Here is a 20599-nt window from a genome sequence, read left to right on the forward strand (position 1 = left end):
GCAACCCCAGCGCCGCGAGCAGCGCGCGCACCCGCCGCCCCTCGTCGAATCCCTCCGCGCTCAGGCGTCGCCGCGCGCCACCGATCCGCATCGTCCATCCTCCCTAGCTCGACTGCGCACCCTCGCGCTGCTGCAACTCCCACATCGCCGCGTACTGACCGCCGGCGGCGAGCAACTGCTGGTGGGTCCCCTGCTCGCGGATACGCCCGGCCTCCATCACCAGGATGCGGTCGGCCTCGACCACCGTCGAGAGACGGTGCGCGATCACCAGGGTGGTGTGGTTCTCGGCGACCTCGGCCAGGGTCTGCTGGATGGCCTGCTCGGTGTGGCTGTCGAGCGACGAGGTGGCCTCGTCGAAGACCAGGATGCGCGGGCGCTTGAGGATGGTGCGGGCGATCGCCACGCGCTGCTTCTCGCCGCCGGAGAGCTTGAGCCCGCGCTCGCCGACCACCGTCTCCCAACCATCGGGCAGCGACTCGATGAAGTCGCGAATGTGCGCCATCTCGGCGGCCTGCTCGATCTCGGCGCGGCTCGCCCCGGGGCGACCGTAGGCGAGATTGTAATAGATGCTCTCGTTGAACAGCACGGTGTCCTGCGGGACGATGCCGATGGCCGCGCGCAGGCTGTCCTGGGAGACGGCGCGGATGTCCTGACCATCGATCAGCACCCGCCCGCCGATCGGGTCGTAGAAGCGAAACAGCAGCCGCGACAGCGTCGACTTGCCCGCGCCGCTGTGCCCGACCACCGCCACCGTCTGCCCGGCGGGGATGGTGAAGTCGACATCGCGGAGGATGGCGCGCTCGGGCTGGTAGTAGAAATCGACGTGCTCGAAGCGCACCTCGCCGGTGCGCAGCGCCAGCGCCGGGGCGCCCGGGGCGTCCTCGATCTCGGGCTCGCGTTCGAGCAGCTTGAACACCAGATCCATGTCGGCCAGCGCGTACTTGATCTGGCGATAGACGATGCCGAGCATCCCGAGCGGGATGAACAGCTGCAGCAACAAGGCGTTGACCAGCACCAGATCGCCGATGCTCATGCTGCCGTCGACCACCCCGCGGGCGGCGAGGATCATGATCAGGGTGACGCCGACGGAGATGATCGCCCCCTGGCCGAAGTTGAGCACCGACATCGAGTTCTGGCTGCGTACCGCCAACCCCTCCCAAGCGTCGAGGGTGGCGTCGTAGCGTTCCAGCTCCAGGCGCTCGTTGCCGAAGTACTTCACCGTCTCGTAGTTCATCAGGCTGTCGAAGGCCTGACTGTTGCCCTGCGAGTCGAACCGGTTCATCTGGCGGCGGTAGTCCATCCGCCACTCGGTGATGGCGAAGGTGAAGACGAAATAGACCGCCACCGTGGCGAAGGTCACCAGGGTGAAGCTCAGCGCGTACTGCCCGAGCAGCACCACCGCGATCAGCAGGAACTCGACCACCACCGGCAGCACGCTGAACACCACATAGTTGAGGATGGTCGAGACCGAGCGGGTGCCGCGCTCCAGATCGCGACTGATCGCCCCGCTCTGGCGTCCCAGGTGGTAGCGCAGCGAGAGCCGGTGCAGATGCGTCAGCACCCGCGTCGAGAGCCGACGCATGGCGCGATAGCGCACCCGCGCGAAGACCACGTCGCGCAACTCGTTGAACAGCGAGGACGAGAGCTTGAGCGCACCATAGCCGAGCAGCAGCGTCAGCGGCAGCACCAGCGCCTGGGTCTCGGGGTGCTCGAAGGCATCGACGATCTCCTTGAGCAGCATCGGCACCCCGACGTTGGCCACCTTCGCCAGCACCAGACAGCCGATGGCCAGTGCCGCGCGCCCCCGGAACTCCCAGAGGAAGGGCAACATCGCCCGCAGATTGTGCCAGTCACGGCGGTCGCCGTGGATGCGCTCGGTGGCGGAGATTCGTTTCATGGGCATGGCTTGAGCCGGCGCGCCGGCTTGGCTGGAGGTGGAACAACGGACGTCGTGGCGCACCACACCGGGGCACGAGACCCCGACCGGCACGTCCGGCGTTCAGGGGAAGCAATTATGCGGCCAAGCGCGGTTGGGCTCCAGCGTGGCCAGACAAGCCGCTGTCATGCCGACCCGATCCAGCGGGGTCCGTGCAGGAAACGGATTTGAACCACGAAGTGGCGAAGAGCGCGAAGGGTTTTCGTGTCGGGGCCGGTGCCTCACACGTCTTGTGACACGCCCCGTTGTTCGGTCAGAATCCTGGAGGCCAATGGATGAACAGATCTCGGGAGCCGTCACCGTCATGGAGCAGCCTATCACCCAACCTCCCTTCGTTGGCGCCTCGCGCATGCGGCTCGTTGACGGCTTGCTCTCGGTGCTGGATGAGGTCAAGACGCACCGCGAGACCCGGCTGGTCTCACTGGAGGCGCCCTCCGGCTGGGGAAAGACGCGAGTCGCCCAGGAGTTCTACGCCCGGCTCGCCGCGCGCGAGGCCGAGGGCAATCCCGAACGCTACTGGCCGGCCAGCATCCTCGACACCATTCCGCAGGCCCGGCTCGATCAGGTCGGCTCGCGGCGCAAGCATGTCTACCCCAAGTGGGTCGAGCGCACGCCCAATGCCCTACCGAGCTTCTTCTGGTGGGGCATCGCCTGCGACATGCGCAGCGACGGCACCCCATCGGAGGCCTTGCTCACCGATCTGCGCCAACTCGAGACGCACGCCCTTTATCTGGAAGCGGCCTGGGCGGCGGCGGTCTCGTTCAAGGAGCGACATTTCCCCAGTCTCGAGCAGGCCCGCACGCGCTTTCTCCGCGCCCGAAAAGCGATCATGGAGGGAGGTTTTGATGAAATCGTTGGGTCGGTAATCGGCAGCGGATTGGAACTCTCTCTTGGCGGCGGCATCCTCGCGCAAATCGCCCGACTCACGGCGGGCAAGGCCATCGAAGGCAGACGCAACGCGGCCCACATCAAGGCCGGTGGCCGCCTGGAGATGGATCAACCGACGGATATCATCGACGGGTCGGTCGACCTCATCACCCGGCTCGCTCACCCCGAACTGCCATTCGTCATCTTCGTCGAGGATCTGCACCGCGCCACGCCACTGGTCGAAGAGCTACTGGCCCGACTGGTGCGCTCGAACGCCGCCATCCTCATCATCACCAGCACTTGGCCGGGAGAACTCGAAAGGCTCACGCAGCTCAACGCGCTGCTGGAGGACGCAACCCTGCGGCAGCGCTGCCGACGTATCCGCCATGATCAGCCACCGCCCCCGTCCTTCCCGGCTGACGCTTCTCTCGACGCCCTCCCCACCGAGTCCCTGGCCGAGCTGGTGAACGCCTACTACCCAGGCACGGTCGCCGAAGTCGTGGATCATCTGTCGCGGCGCTACAACAACCCACTCCCGCTGGAGCTGATCTGCACCATGCCAAAGCTCCAGCGTCGCTATGGCGGCCGCGCGCTCGAACTCAGCTTGCAAGACATCGACAAACTGCCCGACAACGACGTCCATGCACTCTATCGCGCACTCTGGGAGGAACTACCAGAGACCGCCCGCCAGGCCCTCGCCCTGGCCACGCTCGCCATCCCGGACCGATCCAACGCCTGGCACAACGGCCTCACCGGTCAGGCCATCGCGGCCTACAGCGATCTGACCGACAACACGCGCATCGCCGAGCACCTGACAACAGACCAAATCCCCCACGGCTGGGTGCGGGCCATCGAGGCCCTGCTTCGTCGCTTCAACGAGCCAGATCAGCGACGGATCGCTGAGGAAGAGCGCGGGCAATTCCTCTTCGATCCTGACATCGACGCCTTCTATCGACACCTTGGGGAACAGATCCGACACCAAGCCCCCGGAGAGACCGAGCGCGAGACCCAACATCGGGCCTGGCTCACACTCACGCTCCACCACCAGGGCAAGGGCGAGATCACCGACACCGAAGCCCTGCTGGCCATTCGAACCCTCCAGCAAGCCCTGGCCGACCTGCCACGAGAACTGCCGACCCGGATCGAGTTGGGCGACTATCTGAAACGATTGCAGGTCAACGAGGAGTCGCCCGAGTTACTCGAAGCAAGGGCAGCTTATGGTCAAGCCCTTGGCGAATCGGGAAAACTCAAAGAGGCTCTCAACAGCCTGCAGGCCCTGCTCCCCGATTACACCCGCATCCTCGGGCCCGAGCATCCCGACACGCTTAACACGCGCCACAATATCGCTTACTTGCAAGCAGAGTCCGGCGCCATTGAGGCCGCGCTCAAAGCCTTCGAAATACTACTCAAGGACCAGACCCGCATTCTTGGACCTGACCACCCGCTCACACTCATTACGAGCAACAATATCGCACGCTGGCAAGCACAGTCTGGCGCTATCGAAATCGCTCTCAAGTCCTTTGAAAACCTACTCGCGGATCAAACCCGTATCTTTGGCGCCGGGCATTTAATCACTCTCACTACGCGCAGCAACATCGCTTACTGGCGAGCTGAATCCGGTGCTATCGAGACCGCACTCGAGGACTTCGACCTCCTGCTTTCAGATCAAACCCACACCCTTGGCCCTGATCATCCCGAAACATTTAAAACACGCAATAACATTGCACTCTTTAAAGCAAAATCCGGCGCTATCGAGATCGCAACTAAAACCTTCGAACGCCTTCTCATAGATCAAACTCGCACCCTTGGACCAGACCACCCCAACACACTCATCACGCGCAACAACGCTGCGTACCAGCAAGCAGAATCTGGGGCCATTAATAAGGCAATAAATTCCTTTGAAGAACTACTCGCCGACCAGAATCGCATTCTTGGACCTGACCACCCAGAAACACTCAAAACACGCAACAACATCGCACTTTGCCAAGCAAAGTCCGGCGCATTCAAGGAAGCGCTTAAATCCTTCGAGAGATTGCTCAGTGATCAGGCTAAAATTCTTGGCGCTGATCACCCAGACACGCTCACCATACGCAATAATTTTGCTTACCAGCAAGCCGAGTCCGGAGCCATCAAAGACGCACTAAACACTTTCAAATCACTACTCACTGACCAGAATCGAATTCTTGGACCTGACCACCCAGATACATTCAGAACACGCAATAACATCGCATTTTTTCAAGCCAAGTTAGGCGCATTTAATGAAGCGCTTAAATCCTTCGAGCGATTGCTTAGGGATCAGGCTAAAATTCTTGGCGCTGATCACCCAGACACGCTCACCACGCGCAATAACTTTGCTGATCAGCAAGCAGCGTCCGGAGCCATCAATGACGCACTAAAAAATTTTAAAAAACTGCTAACGGACCAAAATAGAATTCTTGGCCCAGATCACCCAGATACACTCAGAACGCGCAACAACATCGCACTCTGCCAAGGAAAGTGTGGCGCCATCGAGACTGCTCTCGAAAAATTCAAAATCCTGCTTAAGGATCAAACGCGCATTCTTGGTCCTGACCATCCCCTCACTCTCAACACATGCAATAACATCGCTTACGGACAGGCAAAGTCTGGCGCCATCGAAACTGCACTTGAGACCTTTGCGGCCCTTTACGCCAATCAAATCCGCGTTCTTGGACCCGACCATCCCGACACGCTCAAAACGCGCAACAACATCGCTTTCTGGCAAGCAAAGTCCGGTGCCACTAAAACCGCGCTCGCGGCCTTCAAGGCTCTGCTCCCAGATCAAACCCGCGTCCTCGGCCCAGACCACCCTCATACGCTCAACACACGAAAAAGCATCGTTTATTTGCAAAATAAGTAGCCCACGGCAAACCATGAACATCTACCAATTTACAGATAGAATGGTCGACAACGTGGTGACAAGCGCGGATCGGCACGCCCAACGAGCGGTCTGACTCGCCCCGCCTCGTCATCTCCCAGGCACAACCAAGGAGCCCCCATGTCTCTTCCCGAACAATCCGGCTGCGCCCTGCACGAGCCGTTCGCGCTTCAGGTGCTGGGTGAGGAGATGGCGCCCGAGTTCCCCGATCGTTGCATCGTGGTGATCGAGCCGACGCCGCAGTGTGTCGACGGGGCCTATGTGTTTGCCGAGGTCGAGGGGGTGCGTTGGTTTCGGCAGTATCGGCGCGACGCGGCGGGCGAGCGGTTGGTGGCGCTCAATCCGCGCTATCCCGAGATCCGGCTCGACGGGCTGGAGTGGGCGGTGCTGGGGGTGATCATCCAGCGCAACATCCGCCGTCAGGTCAAGCACTACGACGACAGTCTCGCCACCGATCTCACCGGCCAGTGATGTCCCCTTCTCTCCGCGCGGCGCTGTCGTTGCCGCTGGTGTTGGCGCTGCTGCTCGGCGGCTGTGGCGATGAGGCGCCGTCCCAGGCGCGCGCGGCGCGGCCCGCGCCCAAGGCGCATCTGGTCGCGGCGCTGCAGGTGGCGCCGAGCGCGGTGCCGATCACCCACGAGCGCCCGGGCTCGCTGCGTTATCGTCGGCTGGTGCGGGTGTTCAATCAGGAGGAGGGGCGGATCACCGCGCTCGATCTCTACGAGGGCGACCGGGTCGAGCGCGGTCAGTTGCTGGTGGCGCTCGACGATCGGCTACTGGAGGCCGAGATCGCCGCGGCGCACGCCACCCTCGAACAGGCCGAACTCGATCTGAAGCGGCTCGAGGACCTGCGCGCGCGCCGCGCCGTCTCCGAGTCGGAGGTGAGCCTCGCGCGCACCGCGCTGCGGGTGGCGCGCGCCGAGCTGGAGCTGCTGGAGACGCGCCGCTCCTTCACCCGGATCGAGGCGCCCTTCGCCGGGGTGATCACCGAGCGGCTGGTCGAACCGGGAGACTTCGTCTCCAAGAACACCCAGTTGCTCGCGCTCGCCGACCCGGACTCGCTGGTCGCCGAGGTCGCCGCCTCCGAGCTGCTGCTGCCGCACCTGGCCGTCGGCGACGCGGCGAGCCTGCGCATCGACGCGCTCGGCGCGCAACGCTTCCCGGCGCGGGTGCTGCGCATCCACCCCAGTCTGGAGCGGCGCACCCGCCAGGGCATCGTCGAGCTGGCGCTCGACCCCATCCCCGCCGGGGCGCGCGCCGGGCAGTTCGTGCGCGCGCGGCTCGAGAGCGCGCCGGTCGCGCGGCTGCTGATCCCCTTCAACGCGCTGCGGCGCGATCGCCAGGGCGAGTTCGTCTGGCTGATCGACGCGCAAGGTCGCGCGGCGCGGCGCGCGGTGCGCAGCGGTCTGCAGGTGGAGGACCGGGTGGAGATCCGCGACGGGCTGGCCCCCGGCGAGCGGGTGATCACCCGGGGTTTCCTCGGGCTGCGCGCGGGCAAGGCGGTGGATGTCGTGTCAGACTGAGTGATCCCATCGCCACTGACGACAGCCATGCCTATTGCACCGATGCACATCGAACGTCTCTATCAGGCCGTCGAGCTGGTCAGCGCCAGCCGGTTGCGCGCCAACGCCCCCGCGCTCACCCGGCTGCACAGCTACCCGGCGCTGCTCGGCGCCGCCCAGGCGCCGGCGAGCGACACCACCGAGGCCTTCCTGCGCTGCGCCGCCCTCGCCCACGCCTGGAGCACGCAGGCGCTGCGCCTCGACACCGCCGAGCTGGGCGCGGCGATCGCCGCCTTCGACGCCGCGCGCGCCCCCGAGGCGGTGGTCGGCAGCGGCCTGATCGACCCGGTGGCGGCCTGTCTCGGCTCGCTGGAGAACGCCGCGACCCTGCTCCATCTGGCCAACCCCGCACGCTTCTCGCTGTGGGACCGCGAGCTGGAGGCGGTGCACCTCGGCGAGCCGCCCTCGGAGTATCACATGGGGCAGGCGCGCAGCTATCTGCGCTTCCTCGCCACGGCGCAGGAGGTGATCGCCCACCCGCTGTTCCTCACCTTCCACCATGCCTTCTGCACCACCCACCAGGCGCGGTTGCAGCGCCTCGGCATCCCGCCCTACCCGCTCAGCGAGCTGCGGGTGGTGGAGTCGGCCGCCGCCGAGCTGGCCCGCGCCGGGCGCTGAGGGGCGGCGGTGGTCGCGGCGCTGTCGAGCTGGTCGGTGCGCCACCCCATCGGGGTGGTGGCGCTGACGCTCGCGGTGATGGTGCTCGGCGCACTCTCGCTGAGCCGGCTCAACATCGACCTGTTGCCGCAGATCGTCTACCCCGACGTGCGCGTGCGGGTGCTCGACCCCGGCGTGCCGGCGGAGGTGATGGAGGACGAGTTCACCCGGCAGCTCGAGGAGCAACTGGCGATCACCGAGGGGGCGATCGCCATCCAGTCGCAGACCAGCGAGGGGCGCAGCGCGGTCGATCTCTCCTTCCGCTACGGCACCGACATCGATCAGGCGTTGCAGGACGCCAGCGCCCGGCTCGACCGCGCCAAGCGTTTCATCCCCGACACCGACGAGCCGCCGATCATCTACAAGCGCGACCCCTTCCAGTTGCCGGTGGCCGAGTACGTGGTCGGCTCCGACAGCCGCGACCCGGTGGCGCTGCGCGCCTGGGTCGACTACCGCCTCGCCCCGGCGCTGCTCAACCTGCCGGGGGTGGCCGCCGCCGAGGTCGGCGGCGGGCTCGAACGCGAGGTACAGGTGATCGCCGATCAGTACCGTCTCGCCGCGCTCGGGCTGGACGCGCGCGACCTGGAGGCACGGCTGCGCGAGACCAACCAGGACGTCGCCGGGGGACGGTTGCGGATGCCCGAGGGCGAGATCAGCGCCCGCGCCCAGGGGCGCTTCGAGTCGGTCGCCGAGATCGCCGCGCTGCCGCTGCGTCTCACCGAGACCGAGCGCCCGACGGCGCTGCTGCGCCTCGACGAGGTGGCGCGGGTGATCGACGGCGCGGCCGAGGAGCGGCTGCGCATCCGGCTCGACGACCGCCCCGGGGTCAAGCTCTCGATCCAGAAACAGCCGCTGGCCAACACCGTCGCCGTGGTCGATGCCGTCGACCGGGAACTCGAACGTCTCGCCGCGCAGCGGCGCATCCCCGAGGACATCGCCATCGAGCGCGTCGACGATCAGGCGCGCTACATCCGCCAGTCCCTGGCCAACGCCATCGGCGCGGCGGGCAGCGGCGCGCTGCTGGCGATGGCGGTGGTCTATCTGTTCCTCGGCAGCCTGCGCCGCACCCTGATCATCGGCTCGGCGATCCCGATCGCGGTGCTGGTGACCTTCATCCTGATGGCCGCCAACGGGCTGACCTTCAACATCATGACCCTCGGGGGCCTGGCGCTCGGCATCGGCATGCTGGTCGACAGCACCATCGTGATGCTGGAGAACATCCAGCGCCACCAGCGCGCCGGGCGCGCCCCGGAGGCGGCGGCCGACGCCGCCGCGCGCGAGGTGACCAGCGCGATCGTCGCCTCGACCTCGACCAACCTCGCCGCGGTGCTGCCCTTCCTGTTCATCGGCGGGCTGGTGGGGCTGCTGTTCGAGGAGCTGATCTTCACCATCTCGGCGGCGATCCTCGCCGCCATGGTGGTCGCCCTGACGCTGGTTCCGGCGCTCGCCGGGCGCGTCCCGGCAGCCGCCGAGGGGCGCGTGCGCGCGGCCATCGACGCCGCCGTCGCGGCCCTGCAGCAGGGCTACGCGCGACTGCTCGGGCGGCTGCTCGGCTGGCGCTGGGCGGTGCTCGGGGTGTTCATCGCTGCGCTTGCCGCGAGCCTGCCGTGGCTGCTCGCCGCGCCGCAGAGCTTCCTGCCCGAACTCGACGAGGGCGATGTGCGCATCAGCCTCACCGCCGACGACTGGGTCGACATCGAGCACATGGACGCGCTCACCCGCGCCGTCGAGTCGGTGGTGGCCGAGCAGCCGGGGGTGCGCGCCATCTTCACCACCGTCGGCGGCTTCGTCTTCGGCCGGTCGAGCTTCGAGAGCCCCAACCGCGCGAGCCTCCAGGTGCTGCTCGACCCGCTCGCCGAGCGCGCGCTCGACACCCCCGCCTGGATCGCCGCCACCCGCGCGGCGATCGCCGAACGCGCGCTGCCGGGGCTGCGCGTGAGCCTCTACACCCGCGGTATCCGCGGCATCCGCTTCAACCGCGGCGACGACGATCTCAGCCTGCGCATCCAGGGGCCGGACCTGGCCGAGCTGGGGCGGCTCGCCGACCGGGTGGTCGAGCGGCTGGGCAGCGTCGAGGGGCTGAGCAACCTGCAACACAGCTACGAGGAGGTCGACCAGGAGATCGCCATCCGTCTCGACCCCGAGCGCGCGGCGAGCTTCGGGCTCGATGTCGAGTCGGTCGGCACCCTGCTGCGCTATGCGCTCGAGGGGCGGCTGGTGGGCGAGTACCTCGACGGCGACCGCGCCATCGACCTGCGGCTGCGCCTCGATCGCGAGCAGCTCGACACCCCCGGCGATCTGGAGTCGATGATCCTGTTCAGCGCCACCGAACCGCGCCGCGCGCTGCGTCTGGGGGATCTCGCCGAGGTCGCCTTCCTGCCCCAGCCCTCGACCATCCTGCGCGAGCGCCAGCAGCGCATGGTCGAGATCAGCGCCTCGGTCGACCCCGCGCTCGGACTGGAGCGGGCGATCGGCGCGGCGCTGGCCGCCGCCGCCACGATCGAGCTGCCGCCGGGCTACAGCCTCTACGAGGGCGGCACCCTGGAGACCCTGCAACAGGGCCGCGAGATGGGCCGCATCCTGCTCGCCCTGGCGCTGCTGCTGGTGCTGGTGGCGATGGCGGTGCAGTACGAGTCGGTGCGCAACCCGCTGATCATCCTCTTCTCGGTGCCCTTCGCGCTGATCGGGGTGGTGCTGGGGCTGTGGCTCACCGGGCTGGGGGTGTCGATGCCGGTGTGGCTGGGGCTGATCATGCTCGCCGGCATCGTCGTCAACAACGCCATCGTGCTGGTTGAGTTCATCGAGCTGGAGCGACGCGCTGGGCGGGCGCTGGAGCCGGCGATCCTCGCCGCCGCGCGGCTGCGCCTGCGCCCGATCCTGATGACCACGCTGACCACGGTGGTCGGCATGCTGCCGCTGGCGCTCGCCCTCGGCGAGGGCGCGGAGATGCTCCAGCCGCTGGCGGTGACCATCGTCGCCGGGCTGGCCTTCTCCACCCTGGTCTCGCTGCTGCTGGTGCCGGTGGTCTATCGGCTCGCCGCGCGCGGGTGAACACACCGGGCTTGTCGCCGTGCGTCTCGCAAGGGATGATGTCGTTCAAGGGATTGAGCCTGGACGGGCGGGTCTCCGCCAGGAGTGTGGCTCAGGGTCGCGGAACCGATCCACGCGGACATATCCGGTTCCGGAGTCAAACCACACCATGCACCAGACCGATCCCAGCCAACGCAGGCTCGACACCGACCACGCGATCGAGATCGCCCCGCGGGTCTGGTGGGTGGGACACGTGCTCACCGACGACCCCTTCCAGTGCCACGTCTATCTCATCGAGCAGGGCGACCAGTCGGTACTGCTCGACCCCGGCTCGCGGCTGACCTTCGCCGCCACGCTGCGCAAGATCGAGGAGATCATCCCCTTCTCGGCGATCCGCTACTTCGTCTGTCACCACCAGGACCCGGACATCACCGCCTGTCTGCCGCTGATCGACGAACTCGTCGACCGCCCCGACGCCGTGCTGGTGACCCACTGGCGTTGTAGCGCGCTGTTGCGCCACTACGGCCTGGAGCGGCTGCCCTTCTGGCTGGTCGACGAGCACGACTGGCGGCTCCAGCTGCCCGAGCGCGAGCTGCGCTTCGTGTTCACCCCCTATGCCCATTTCCCCGGCGCCTTCTGCACCTTCGACGCCGAGACCGGGGTGTTGTTCTCCAGCGATCTGTTCGGCGGCTTCACCGAGACACCGGCGCTGATGGCCGAGGACATCGGTTACTTCGAGGCGATGCGCCCCTTCCACGAGCACTACATCCCCAGCCGCGACATCCTCGTCCACGCGCTCGACCAGATCGCCCGTCACCCGGTCAGGCTGATCGCCCCGCAGCACGGCTCGATCATCCCCGCGCCGCTGGTCGGGCCGATCATCGAGCAACTGCGCGAACTCGACTGCGGGATCTATCTCTTCGCCGGCGGGGTCGACACCGACATCCGTCGGCTCTCGCGGCTCAACCGGACGCTCGGCGAGATCACCCGCACCATGCTCTACTGCCGCGACTTCCACGACATCGCCGCGCGGCTGCTGGAGGTGGTGCGCCGCAGCCTGCCGGTGGCGCGGATCGATTACTATCTCGAACTCGCCGACGGCGAGGCGCTCGGTCTGGTCGCCGACGGGCAGGAGCAGCAGCGCGCCGAGCAGGTCCCGGCGTGGCTGCGCGCGCTACTCGGCATCAGCCGCGCGCGCTGGCTCGGCGACAGCGCCGGGCGCTGTCTGCACGGTCACCCCCTCCACGACGAGCGCTTTTGCTGTCACACCGGTGACGAGGGCGCGATGAGCCTGCTGCTGCCGCTGTTCGCCCGCGAGAGCGAGCGGCTGGAGGCGATCGCCCATATCCATCTGGAACACCCGATCGAGATCGGCGCGCACGAGCGCCAGCTCATCGCTCAGCTGACGGTGCCGCTGCAGGTGGTACTCGAGCGCGAGGCGATCTATCGCTCGATCGAGGCCGAGCGCACCCGCACCTACCAGCGCTCGATCCGCGACTCGCTCACCGGGCTGTTCAACCGTTTCTACATGCAGGACATCATCGAGCGTCAGTGCCACGCCCAGGACCGCGGCGGCCCCCAGGTCGTCGCGCTGATGCTCGACCTCGATCACTTCAAGCGGATCAACGACCACTACGGTCATCCCGTCGGCGACGCGCTACTGCGTCAGGTCGCGACCCTGCTCCACGGCTCCATTCGCGACGGCGACGTGCCGGTGCGCTTCGGCGGCGAGGAGTTCATCCTGTTCCTGATGGATGCCTCGGCCGAGCAGGGACGGACCCTCGCCGAACGGCTGCGCGCACGCATCGCCGCCCACCTGTTCGTCCTCGACGACGGGCTCGAACTCCGTCTGACTGTGAGCATCGGCGGCGCCCTGCGCCGCGCCGGCGAGCCGCTCGACGCCCTGGTCGAGCGCGCCGACAAGGCGCTCTACACCGCCAAGCAGGCCGGGCGCAACCGCGCGGTGTTCGCCGGCTAGCGCCGGCGCGGCTCAACGCGGCGGCAACGGCAACGGCGGCGGTGGGGGTGGCGGCGGGGGCGGCGCCATGCCGAGCGGCTCGCGCACATAGGCCGGGAAGTCGGGGTTGAACCATTCGGCCGGCGCCACCTTCTCCGGCGGCAGCGGCAGACGCGAGCTGTAGTCGAGCACCGCGGCCTGCTCGCGCGGACCGAACTGGGCGAGCAGCTTGGTCATCTCCGCATCCGAGTTACGCCGCCGACCGGTGGCGATCGCCTCGAACTGACGCATCAGATAGGGGAAGTGCTGACCGGCGAGCTGGGGCGCGAGACGCCCGACGTCGCCCTCGCCCTCGGCGCCGTGACACTCGGCGCACTGCGCCTCGTAGAGCTCGCGCCCGAGATCGAGGTCGACACCCGGCCCCCTGGCGTTGTCGGCAGTCATCGGCAGGGTCGCGACATAGGCGGCGACATCGGCGATGTTCTGTGGCCCGCCGAGGATACGCGGCAGCGCGAAGGGATACATCAGCGGGTTGTCGCGATTGCCCGCGCGGATGTCGGCGAGCTGCTTGATGACCACCTCCGGGAGCTGCCCGGCGATCTGCGGATAGGCCCCATCGGGACTGCCCCAGCCCTCGGGGCGGTGGCACACGGCACAGGTCAGATAGACCCGACGACCGTTCTCGATATCGGGCGTGAGCTGGCTGGCCCGGTCGAACTCGGCCTGCGCGAGCGACTTCGGATCCGGCTGCGCCGACGCCAGCGGGGCGACGAGCAGCGCGAGCGCGCACAGGACCGGGCGCGCGAACACTGGCTGGGACATGGCATCTCCTTGCGAGTCATCGACAACGATCGCAGCAACCTAGGGCGCGGAGCCCGTTCCGAGCTTATGGGAGCAGGCTCCGGCTTGGCAAGCCGCGGAGTACACGGAGCGCGCGCGCCGCATGCTCCATCGGGCCAAGTCATCAATATATTGTGGTTGACACCCGAGAAAACGCGCATATATTGACACGCCATCCCGCACACCCCACCACGGCCACACCCCCAGATCGGCCGTGGACAGACACCTCACAAGGAGATTTCCATGTCCGCCGACAACACCGCAAGCCCGGATCAGCAGACGCGCGCGCCAGCCGGTCCCCAGGGCGGTCCGACCCCGGGCCGGTTGCAGGTGATCCGGCGCAACGGCAAGGTCACCGGCTTCGACCCGAGCAAGATCGCGGTGGCCATGACCAAGGCCTTCCTCGCCGTCGAGGGCGGTAGCGCCGCCGGCTCGACCCGCGTCCACGAACGCGTCGAGGCGCTCACCGAGCAGGTCGTCGCCGCCCTCACCCGCCGTCTGCCCGGCGGCGGCACGGTGCACATCGAGGACATCCAGGATCAGGTCGAGCTGGCGCTGATGCGCGCCGGCGAGCACCCGGTGGCGCGCGCCTACGTGCTCTATCGCGAGCAGCACGCCCGCGCCCGCGACCAGCGCCGCGAGCCCGTCCCGGCGACGAGCGACACCCGCCCGGCGCTCACCATCACCGGCGACGACGGCAGCCCCCGCCCGCTCGATCTGGCGCGGATGACCCGACTGGTCGACGAGGCCTGTCGCGGACTCGACTGGGTCGACCCCCAGGCGATCGTCGACGAGACCCTGCGCAATCTCTTCGACGGCGTGGCCGAGCGCGACGTGCGCCAGGCGCTGGTGATGGCCGCGCGCACCCAGATCGAGCGCGAGCCCGAGTACAACCAGGTCGCCGCCCGATTGCTGCTCGACATCCTCCGCCGCGAGGCGCTGGGCGCGCTGGGGCTGGCCGAGGGGGTCGAGACCCAGGCCGACCTCGGCGAGCGCTACGGCGCCTATCTCGCGGCCTATGTGGCACGCGCCATCGAACTCGAACTGCTCGACCCCGAGCTTGCCCGCTTCGACCTCGACCGGTTGGGCGCGGCGCTGCGCCCCGAGCGCGACCTGCAGTTCGGCTATCTCGGGTTGCAGACGCTCTACGACCGCTATTTCATCCGCACCCGCGACGCGGTGCGCCTGGAGCTGCCGCAGGCATTCTTCATGCGCGTGGCGATGGGGCTGGCGATCAACGAGTCCGATCGCGAGACGCGCGCCATCGAGTTCTACGAGCTGCTGTCGAGCTTCGACTTCATGAGCTCGACCCCGACGCTGTTCAACTCCGCCACCCTGCGCCCGCAGCTGAGTTCGTGCTACCTGACCACGGTGGCCGACGACCTCGACGGCATCTACAGCGCGATCAAGGACAACGCCCTGCTCTCCAAGTTCGCCGGCGGGCTGGGCAACGACTGGAGCCGGGTGCGCGGCATGGGCGCGCACATCAAGGGCACCAACGGCAAGAGCCAGGGCGTGGTGCCCTTCCTCAAGGTCGCCAACGACACCGCCGTGGCGGTCAACCAGGGCGGCAAGCGCAAGGGCGCGGTGTGCGCCTATCTCGAGACCTGGCACATCGACATCGAGGAGTTCCTCGACCTGCGCAAGAACACCGGCGACGACCGCCGCCGCACCCACGACATGAACACCGCCAACTGGGTGCCGGACCTGTTCATGAAGCGGGTGGCCGAGGACGGCCCCTGGACGCTGTTCTCGCCCGACGAGACCCCCGAGCTGCACGATCTCAGCGGCGCGGCGTTCGAACGCGCCTACTGCGACTACGAGGCGCGCGCCGCGCGCGGCGAGCTGCGGGTGAGCAAGACCCTCAGGGCGGTCGATCTGTGGCGCAAGATGCTCGGCATGCTGTTCGAGACCGGCCACCCCTGGATCGCCTTCAAGGACCCCTGCAACCTGCGCTACACCAACCAGCACGCCGGGGTGGTGCACAGCTCCAACCTGTGCACCGAGATCACCCTGCACACCAGCGACGAGGAGATCGCGGTGTGCAACCTCGGCTCGGTCAACCTCGCCGCCCACGTCACCGCCAAGGGGCTCGACCTCGAGCGGCTGCGCCGTACCGTGCGCACCGCCATGCGGATGCTCGACAACGTCATCGACTACAACTTCTACAACGTCCCCCAGGCGCGTGAGGCCAATCGGCGCCATCGCCCGGTGGGGCTCGGCATCATGGGCTTCCAGGACGCGCTCCATCGTCTCGGGCTGTCCTACGCCAGCCCCGAGGCGGTGCAGTTCGCCGATCGCAGCATGGAGGTGCTGAGCTACTACGCGATCGAGGCGAGCTGCGAGCTGGCCGCCGAGCGCGGGCGCTATCCGAGCTTCGAGGGCTCGCTGTGGAGCCGGGGCATCCTGCCGATCGACAGCATCGCCCTGCTCGCCGAGTCGCGCGGCGAGTATCTCCAGGTCGACACCACCACCACCCTCGACTGGAACGCGTTGCGCGCGCGGGTGCGCGAGGTCGGGATGCGCAACTCCAACTGTCTGGCGATCGCGCCGACGGCGACCATCAGCAACATCGTCGGGGTCAGTCAGTCGATCGAGCCGACCTACCAGAACCTGTTCGTGAAATCGAACCTCTCGGGCGAGTTCACCGTGGTCAACCCCGACCTGATCGCCGAACTCAAGACGCTCGGGCTGTGGGACGAGGTGATGGTCAACGACCTCAAGTACTACGACGGCTCGCTGCAACCGATCGAGCGCATCCCCGAGACGCTCAAGCAGCGCTATGCCACCGCCTTCGAGATCGACCCGCGCTGGCTGATCGAGGCCGCCGCGCGCCGCCAGAAGTGGCTCGACCAGGCGCAGAGCCTCAACCTCTACATGGCCGAGCCGAGCGGCAAGAAGCTCGACAACCTCTACAAGCTCGCCTGGGTGCGGGGGCTGAAGACCACCTATTACCTGCGCTCGCAGGGCGCCACCCATGTCGAGAAATCGACCCTCGCCGACAACCAGCGCGCCAACCGCCTGAGCGCGGTCGGCGGCAGCTACGGCGCCGCCGAGCAGACGCCACGCGCCTGCGCCATCGACGATCCCGAGTGCGAGGCCTGCCAGTAGCAACCCGCGCGGACGGCGCGGCGGCGCCGTTCGCGCCTACGACTCAAGTCAACGCGAAGCGCTGTGGATTAAGAGACCACTGCTCGATCAATAACGGCCCAGGAGACCACCATGCCCTACGTCAACATCAAGATCACCCGCGAGGGGGCGAGCGCCGAGCAGAAGGCCGAGCTGATCAGCGGGGTCACCGAGCTGCTCGCCCGGGTGCTCGACAAGAACCCGCAGACCACGGTGGTGGTGATCGACGAGGTCGAGACCGACAACTGGGGGATCGGCGGCGAGACGGTCACCGTGCGGCGCGCCAGCGGCCGCTGAGTCCGCGCCGGCGGCGGGCCGACACTTGTCCGCGGCGATGATCGTCACCACTCTCGGCGGGTGATGATGGATATCCGACGTCTCGCCGCACACCGCCGACTCAACCAGTTGCACACCGCCGCGCTGCTGGCGGTGCTCGCCACCCTGTGCTCGACCCTGGCCTGGATCCTCGGCGGCCCCGATCTGGCGCTGCTCGCCCTGGTGGTGGTAGCGGCGCTCTATCTGTTCACCCCGCTGGCCTCGCCGCGTCTGGCCCTTTCGCTCTATCGCGGCCAGCTGCTCGCGACGCATCAGGCCCCGGCGCTCTATCGGGTGCTCGAGACCCTGGCCGCGCGCGCCGGGCTGCCTCGGGTGCCGCTGCTCTATTACATCCCCTCGCGGGTGGTCAACGCCTTCGCCACCGGCGGTCCCTGGTCCTCGGTGATCGCCGTCTCCGAGATGACCCTGCGTCGGCTCGACGAGCGCGAGCTGATCGCGGTGCTCGCCCACGAGGTCGGCCACATCGCCAACGACGACCTGCGGGTGATGGCCTTCGCCGATCTGGTCAGCCGACTCACCAATCTGTTGAGCCTGATCGGTCAGCTGCTGGTGTTGATCGCGCTGCCGCTGGCGCTGCTCGGCGGGGTCGAGGTGCCCTGGGCGGCGTTGCTGGTGCTGGTGTTCGCGCCGACGCTGAGCGCGCTGGCGCAGTTCGCGCTCTCGCGCAGCCGCGAGTTCGAGGCCGATCGGCGCGCCGTCGAGCTCACCGGCGACCCCGAGGGACTGGCGCGTGCGCTGGCGCGCATCGAGCGCCTGCAGGGCAGCGGCTGGGAGCGGCTGCTCGCGCCCCATTGGCGCCTGCCCGAACCTTCGCTGCTGCGGACCCACCCCTCGACCGAGGCACGCATCGAGCGACTGCGCGCACTCGCCGCGCCACCTCGCCCGAGGCTGCCGACCGGCCCCGGCGGGCTGCACCCACCCCTCTCCCCGGCGCCCGCACCGCGGCGCTCTCATCTCTGGGGGCTGTGGTCGTGAGTGATCGCTCACGTGCCCTCCCATGTCGGGCCGATATCCAGACGGCGATCAAGGAAAATAGCCACCACACGCTTGACGCCCCTCCGGGGGCCGTCAACCATCATAGGATCCAGCCTCGACACGCCCCGGCGTGCCACACTAAAGGCACACTCACCGGGCCAATTCGGCTCGCGACTCATCGCGCAAAAAGCCCCGGACCAAGTGATCGTCCTGACCCTGGTGTCATCACACGCAAACGGACGCTCGCGATTGAACATGAGCGTCTGATTCACGCGGCTTACCGTCAGTCGTGCCGGCTGAATTGGCGGTAGCGTTACCAACGAAAAGCGAACACATTCCCGATTCCAGGTGCGAGCAGTGTCTTGAACGAGCAGATCGCATATGCTAAAGCTGCGCAGGGAAGATAGCCGAAACGAAAGATCCCGTCACGAGCGTATATCCGCAGAGACGTAGACCCCGCATTGAAAACCGAAAGAAGGCGAATGCCGTTCACAGGGCCATTGAAACAGACCGCATTGACTGAATAGGTGCCTTTTCAAGAAAGAGTCAAAGGTAGCGGGGTAATCTTGTTGACCCGCTATGACTCTCTCGTATCCTTGAGGATTAACGATGGTTATCGATCACCATTCCGTGCCCACGGCACTGCGGGAGTTTCGGCATGAAATCAATCGACTGAGCCGCCTGATGACCCTTGCCTTTGCAGGCATTGCCCTGCTCGGCGCGCTGCTCTGGCGATTCTCCGACGACTGGATCTGGCCGCTCGGAGTGCTGATCGGTTTCACCGCCGCGTGGTACCTGCGATCACGCATCCCAAGGCACCTCGAAAATCTCGAAAAGATCCAACGTGAGCGTGAGCGTTTCTTCATGGGCATCTTGGATGCATGCGATCAACCCTGCTCAGTCACAGCGATCGGCGAACCGGGAGACAAGGAATGGCGATGGCTCTACGTGAACCATCCGGTTCGGGCTGCTTTTGGCAAGCCTCTTAGCGAGTTTCTCGATCGGCCTTGCCATGAGTGGGGCGCCAATATCTGCAAGACCGAAAATTGCGGTAGAGCGTGTCTGAGCAAAGGACAGCCGAACACAATATTCGCTCAAGACTTCGGAGGTGGGCTGAACCATTTCCGGGTCTATACCAAGACCGTTGAGGATTTATCTGGCCAACCGGCTTATGTCGTGGAATGGGTGGATCCTCAGGAGGAGCTGAAGTTCCAGATGTCGCGCGCCAGTGATCGCGTCCAAGAGCTATCGACGAGCACCGCTCATGCAATCCACGAAGTCTCGGGGAACATCAAGAGCGTCGCTACCGCCGCTGAAGAGCTCTCGTACTCGACCTTAGAGATTAGCCGCTCGGCCGAGACTACGGTAGCTACGGTGAACACCGTCGAAAAGATCGCGCAACAGGTCGGCGACGAAGCACAGGAAGCGGCCGACGCCATACGCGCCTTGGCAACAGTTGGCGAGCAGATCTCGATGATGAGCACGGTCATTCGAGAAATCGCCAACCAAACCAACCTTCTGGCGCTGAACGCGTCGATCGAGTCGGCTCGCGCCGGGGAGCACGGGCGCGGCTTCGCGGTCGTGGCGAACGAGGTCAAACAGCTGGCTCAAAAAACCCAGGAAGCCACGCAGCAGATTGCCGAAAAGACCGAAGAAACGCGCCTCCAAATCGCCGACAACGTCGGTCGGATCGTCAACTTGTCGGAGCGAGTGACCGAGGCGAGTCGCCAGATCGGTGAAGTCAGATCCTCAATGCAGTCGGTCGCGGCCAGCGTCACTGAGCAGAACGCAGTGGTGGAGGATATTGCCCGCAATGGGGCCGAGGCAGCAGAGGCCACCGACGAAGCGGCTAACCTCGTGAAGAGTGCTCTCGAAGCGGCCGAGGCGTTACGTGACAAGGTGAAATAGGGGTGTGGGGACAAGCTCAAACAAGCGCGAGTTAGTTCTCAAGCCCTCTGAGATTGCATACCCGCTTATTGAATAGCTCAGGGTGTTTCTGCGCCCATTCCTTGAGCGCTTGAATCGGAGCGATGCGTCCGAGCGCTGAGGTTTCCCCGTTTTTTCGACTGGCGCGCATCGAGCGCCTGCAGGGGCGCGGCTGGGAGCGGCTGCTCGCGCCCCATTGGCGCCTGCCCGAACCTTCGCTGCTGCGGACCCACCCCTCGACCGAGGCACGCATCGAGCGACTGCGTGCACTCGCCGCGCCACCTCGCCCGAGGCTGCCGACCCGCCCTGGCGGGCTGCACCCACCCCTCTCCCCGGCGCCCGCACCGCGGCGCTCTCATCTCTGGGGGCTGTGGTCGTGAGTGATCGCTCACGTGCCGCACTCGTCGGGGCTGATATCCAGACGGCGATCAAGGAAAATAGCCGCTGCGCTTGACGCCCCTCCAGGGGTCGTCAACCATCATAGGGTC

At 66.7% G+C, this 20599-nt stretch carries 12 protein-coding genes and 2 pseudogenes; 11 read left to right on the forward strand and 3 right to left on the reverse strand.

Annotated elements, in window-relative coordinates; translation table 11 throughout:
- Positions 1 to 103: 103 nt before the first annotated feature.
- The gene (locus tag EBL84_RS13775) at positions 104 to 1897 is read right to left on the reverse strand and encodes an ABC transporter ATP-binding protein/permease (protein WP_123141346.1); all 1794 of its coding nucleotides are present in this window, start codon (positions 1895 to 1897) and stop codon (positions 104 to 106) included.
- A gap of 310 nt (positions 1898 to 2207) precedes the next feature.
- Between EBL84_RS13775 and EBL84_RS13780 the strand changes: the two genes are divergently transcribed.
- The 6 genes from EBL84_RS13780 (at position 2208) to EBL84_RS13805 (ending at position 12926) form a co-directional block, all read left to right on the forward strand.
- Positions 2208 to 5681 carry a tetratricopeptide repeat protein gene (locus tag EBL84_RS13780; RefSeq protein WP_190287974.1) on the forward strand — a complete coding sequence of 1158 codons (3474 nt, stop codon included), beginning with the start codon at positions 2208 to 2210 and terminating at the stop codon, positions 5679 to 5681.
- A gap of 138 nt (positions 5682 to 5819) precedes the next feature.
- The gene (locus tag EBL84_RS13785) at positions 5820 to 6170 is read left to right on the forward strand and encodes a S24 family peptidase (RefSeq protein WP_123141348.1); all 351 of its coding nucleotides are present in this window, start codon (positions 5820 to 5822) and stop codon (positions 6168 to 6170) included.
- On the forward strand, positions 6170 to 7222 hold the full coding sequence (locus EBL84_RS13790; protein ID WP_123141349.1) for an efflux RND transporter periplasmic adaptor subunit: 1053 nt from the start codon (positions 6170 to 6172) through the stop codon (positions 7220 to 7222). Before EBL84_RS13785 ends, EBL84_RS13790 begins: the two co-directional genes overlap by 1 nt.
- 27 nt (positions 7223 to 7249) lie before the next feature.
- Entirely contained in the window at positions 7250 to 7879 is a 630-nt protein-coding gene (locus EBL84_RS13795) for a hypothetical protein (protein WP_223807020.1), read from the forward strand.
- A gap of 36 nt (positions 7880 to 7915) precedes the next feature.
- Positions 7916 to 10969, forward strand: coding sequence for an efflux RND transporter permease subunit (locus tag EBL84_RS13800; protein WP_223807021.1), 3054 nt, complete (start codon positions 7916 to 7918; stop codon positions 10967 to 10969).
- 148 nt (positions 10970 to 11117) lie between these two features.
- Entirely contained in the window at positions 11118 to 12926 is a 1809-nt protein-coding gene (locus EBL84_RS13805) for a diguanylate cyclase (RefSeq protein WP_123141352.1), read from the forward strand.
- Positions 12927 to 12938: 12 nt separating this feature from the next.
- Here the strand turns inward: EBL84_RS13805 and EBL84_RS13810 are convergent, their stop codons facing one another.
- Positions 12939 to 13727, reverse strand: a complete 789-nt coding sequence (locus EBL84_RS13810) for a c-type cytochrome (RefSeq protein ID WP_123141353.1) — start codon at positions 13725 to 13727, stop codon at positions 12939 to 12941.
- 333 nt (positions 13728 to 14060) lie between these two features.
- Here EBL84_RS13810 and EBL84_RS13815 point away from each other — a divergent pair.
- The 4 genes and pseudogenes from EBL84_RS13815 to EBL84_RS13830 all read left to right on the forward strand — a co-directional run.
- A pseudogene (locus EBL84_RS13815) lies at positions 14061 to 16856 on the forward strand (ribonucleoside-diphosphate reductase subunit alpha); the annotation flags it as partial.
- 111 nt (positions 16857 to 16967) lie between these two features.
- Positions 16968 to 17171 carry a 4-oxalocrotonate tautomerase family protein gene (locus EBL84_RS13820; RefSeq protein WP_005224954.1) on the forward strand — a complete coding sequence of 68 codons (204 nt, stop codon included), beginning with the start codon at positions 16968 to 16970 and terminating at the stop codon, positions 17169 to 17171.
- A gap of 66 nt (positions 17172 to 17237) precedes the next feature.
- The gene (locus EBL84_RS13825) at positions 17238 to 18185 is read left to right on the forward strand and encodes a zinc metalloprotease HtpX (RefSeq protein ID WP_190287975.1); all 948 of its coding nucleotides are present in this window, start codon (positions 17238 to 17240) and stop codon (positions 18183 to 18185) included.
- Positions 18186 to 18794: 609 nt separating this feature from the next.
- A complete protein-coding gene (locus EBL84_RS13830; RefSeq protein WP_123141356.1) occupies positions 18795 to 20093 on the forward strand; it encodes a methyl-accepting chemotaxis protein in 1299 nt (432 codons plus the stop codon).
- A gap of 31 nt (positions 20094 to 20124) precedes the next feature.
- Here the strand turns inward: EBL84_RS13830 and EBL84_RS17385 are convergent.
- A pseudogene (locus tag EBL84_RS17385) lies at positions 20125 to 20229 on the reverse strand (IS481 family transposase); the annotation flags it as partial.
- Between EBL84_RS17385 and EBL84_RS17390 the strand changes: the two are divergent.
- Positions 20216 to 20491 carry a hypothetical protein gene (locus tag EBL84_RS17390; protein WP_223807024.1) on the forward strand — a complete coding sequence of 92 codons (276 nt, stop codon included), beginning with the start codon at positions 20216 to 20218 and terminating at the stop codon, positions 20489 to 20491. The pseudogene EBL84_RS17385 and the gene EBL84_RS17390 sit on opposite strands and share 14 nt — an antisense overlap.
- Positions 20492 to 20599: the final 108 nt, after the last annotated feature.

It is taken from the genome of Marichromatium sp. AB31 (genome assembly GCF_003718685.1).
In the GTDB taxonomy this organism is placed as follows: domain Bacteria; phylum Pseudomonadota; class Gammaproteobacteria; order Chromatiales; family Chromatiaceae; genus Marichromatium; species Marichromatium gracile.

Coding starts and splice junctions, on each gene's coding strand:
- EBL84_RS13825 (WP_190287975.1), top strand. CDS start 17,238: ATGGATATCCGACGTCTCGCCGCACACCGCCGACTCAACCAGTTGCAC.
- EBL84_RS17390 (WP_223807024.1), top strand. CDS start 20,216: ATGCGTCCGAGCGCTGAGGTTTCCCCGTTTTTTCGACTGGCGCGCATC.
- EBL84_RS13785 (WP_123141348.1), top strand. CDS start 5,820: ATGTCTCTTCCCGAACAATCCGGCTGCGCCCTGCACGAGCCGTTCGCG.
- EBL84_RS13775 (WP_123141346.1), bottom strand. CDS start 1,897: ATGAAACGAATCTCCGCCACCGAGCGCATCCACGGCGACCGCCGTGAC.
- EBL84_RS13790 (WP_123141349.1), top strand. CDS start 6,170: ATGTCCCCTTCTCTCCGCGCGGCGCTGTCGTTGCCGCTGGTGTTGGCG.
- EBL84_RS13810 (WP_123141353.1), bottom strand. CDS start 13,727: ATGTCCCAGCCAGTGTTCGCGCGCCCGGTCCTGTGCGCGCTCGCGCTG.
- EBL84_RS13795 (WP_223807020.1), top strand. CDS start 7,250: ATGCCTATTGCACCGATGCACATCGAACGTCTCTATCAGGCCGTCGAG.
- EBL84_RS13780 (WP_190287974.1), top strand. CDS start 2,208: ATGGATGAACAGATCTCGGGAGCCGTCACCGTCATGGAGCAGCCTATC.
- EBL84_RS13830 (WP_123141356.1), top strand. CDS start 18,795: ATGGTTATCGATCACCATTCCGTGCCCACGGCACTGCGGGAGTTTCGG.
- EBL84_RS13805 (WP_123141352.1), top strand. CDS start 11,118: ATGCACCAGACCGATCCCAGCCAACGCAGGCTCGACACCGACCACGCG.
- EBL84_RS13820 (WP_005224954.1), top strand. CDS start 16,968: ATGCCCTACGTCAACATCAAGATCACCCGCGAGGGGGCGAGCGCCGAG.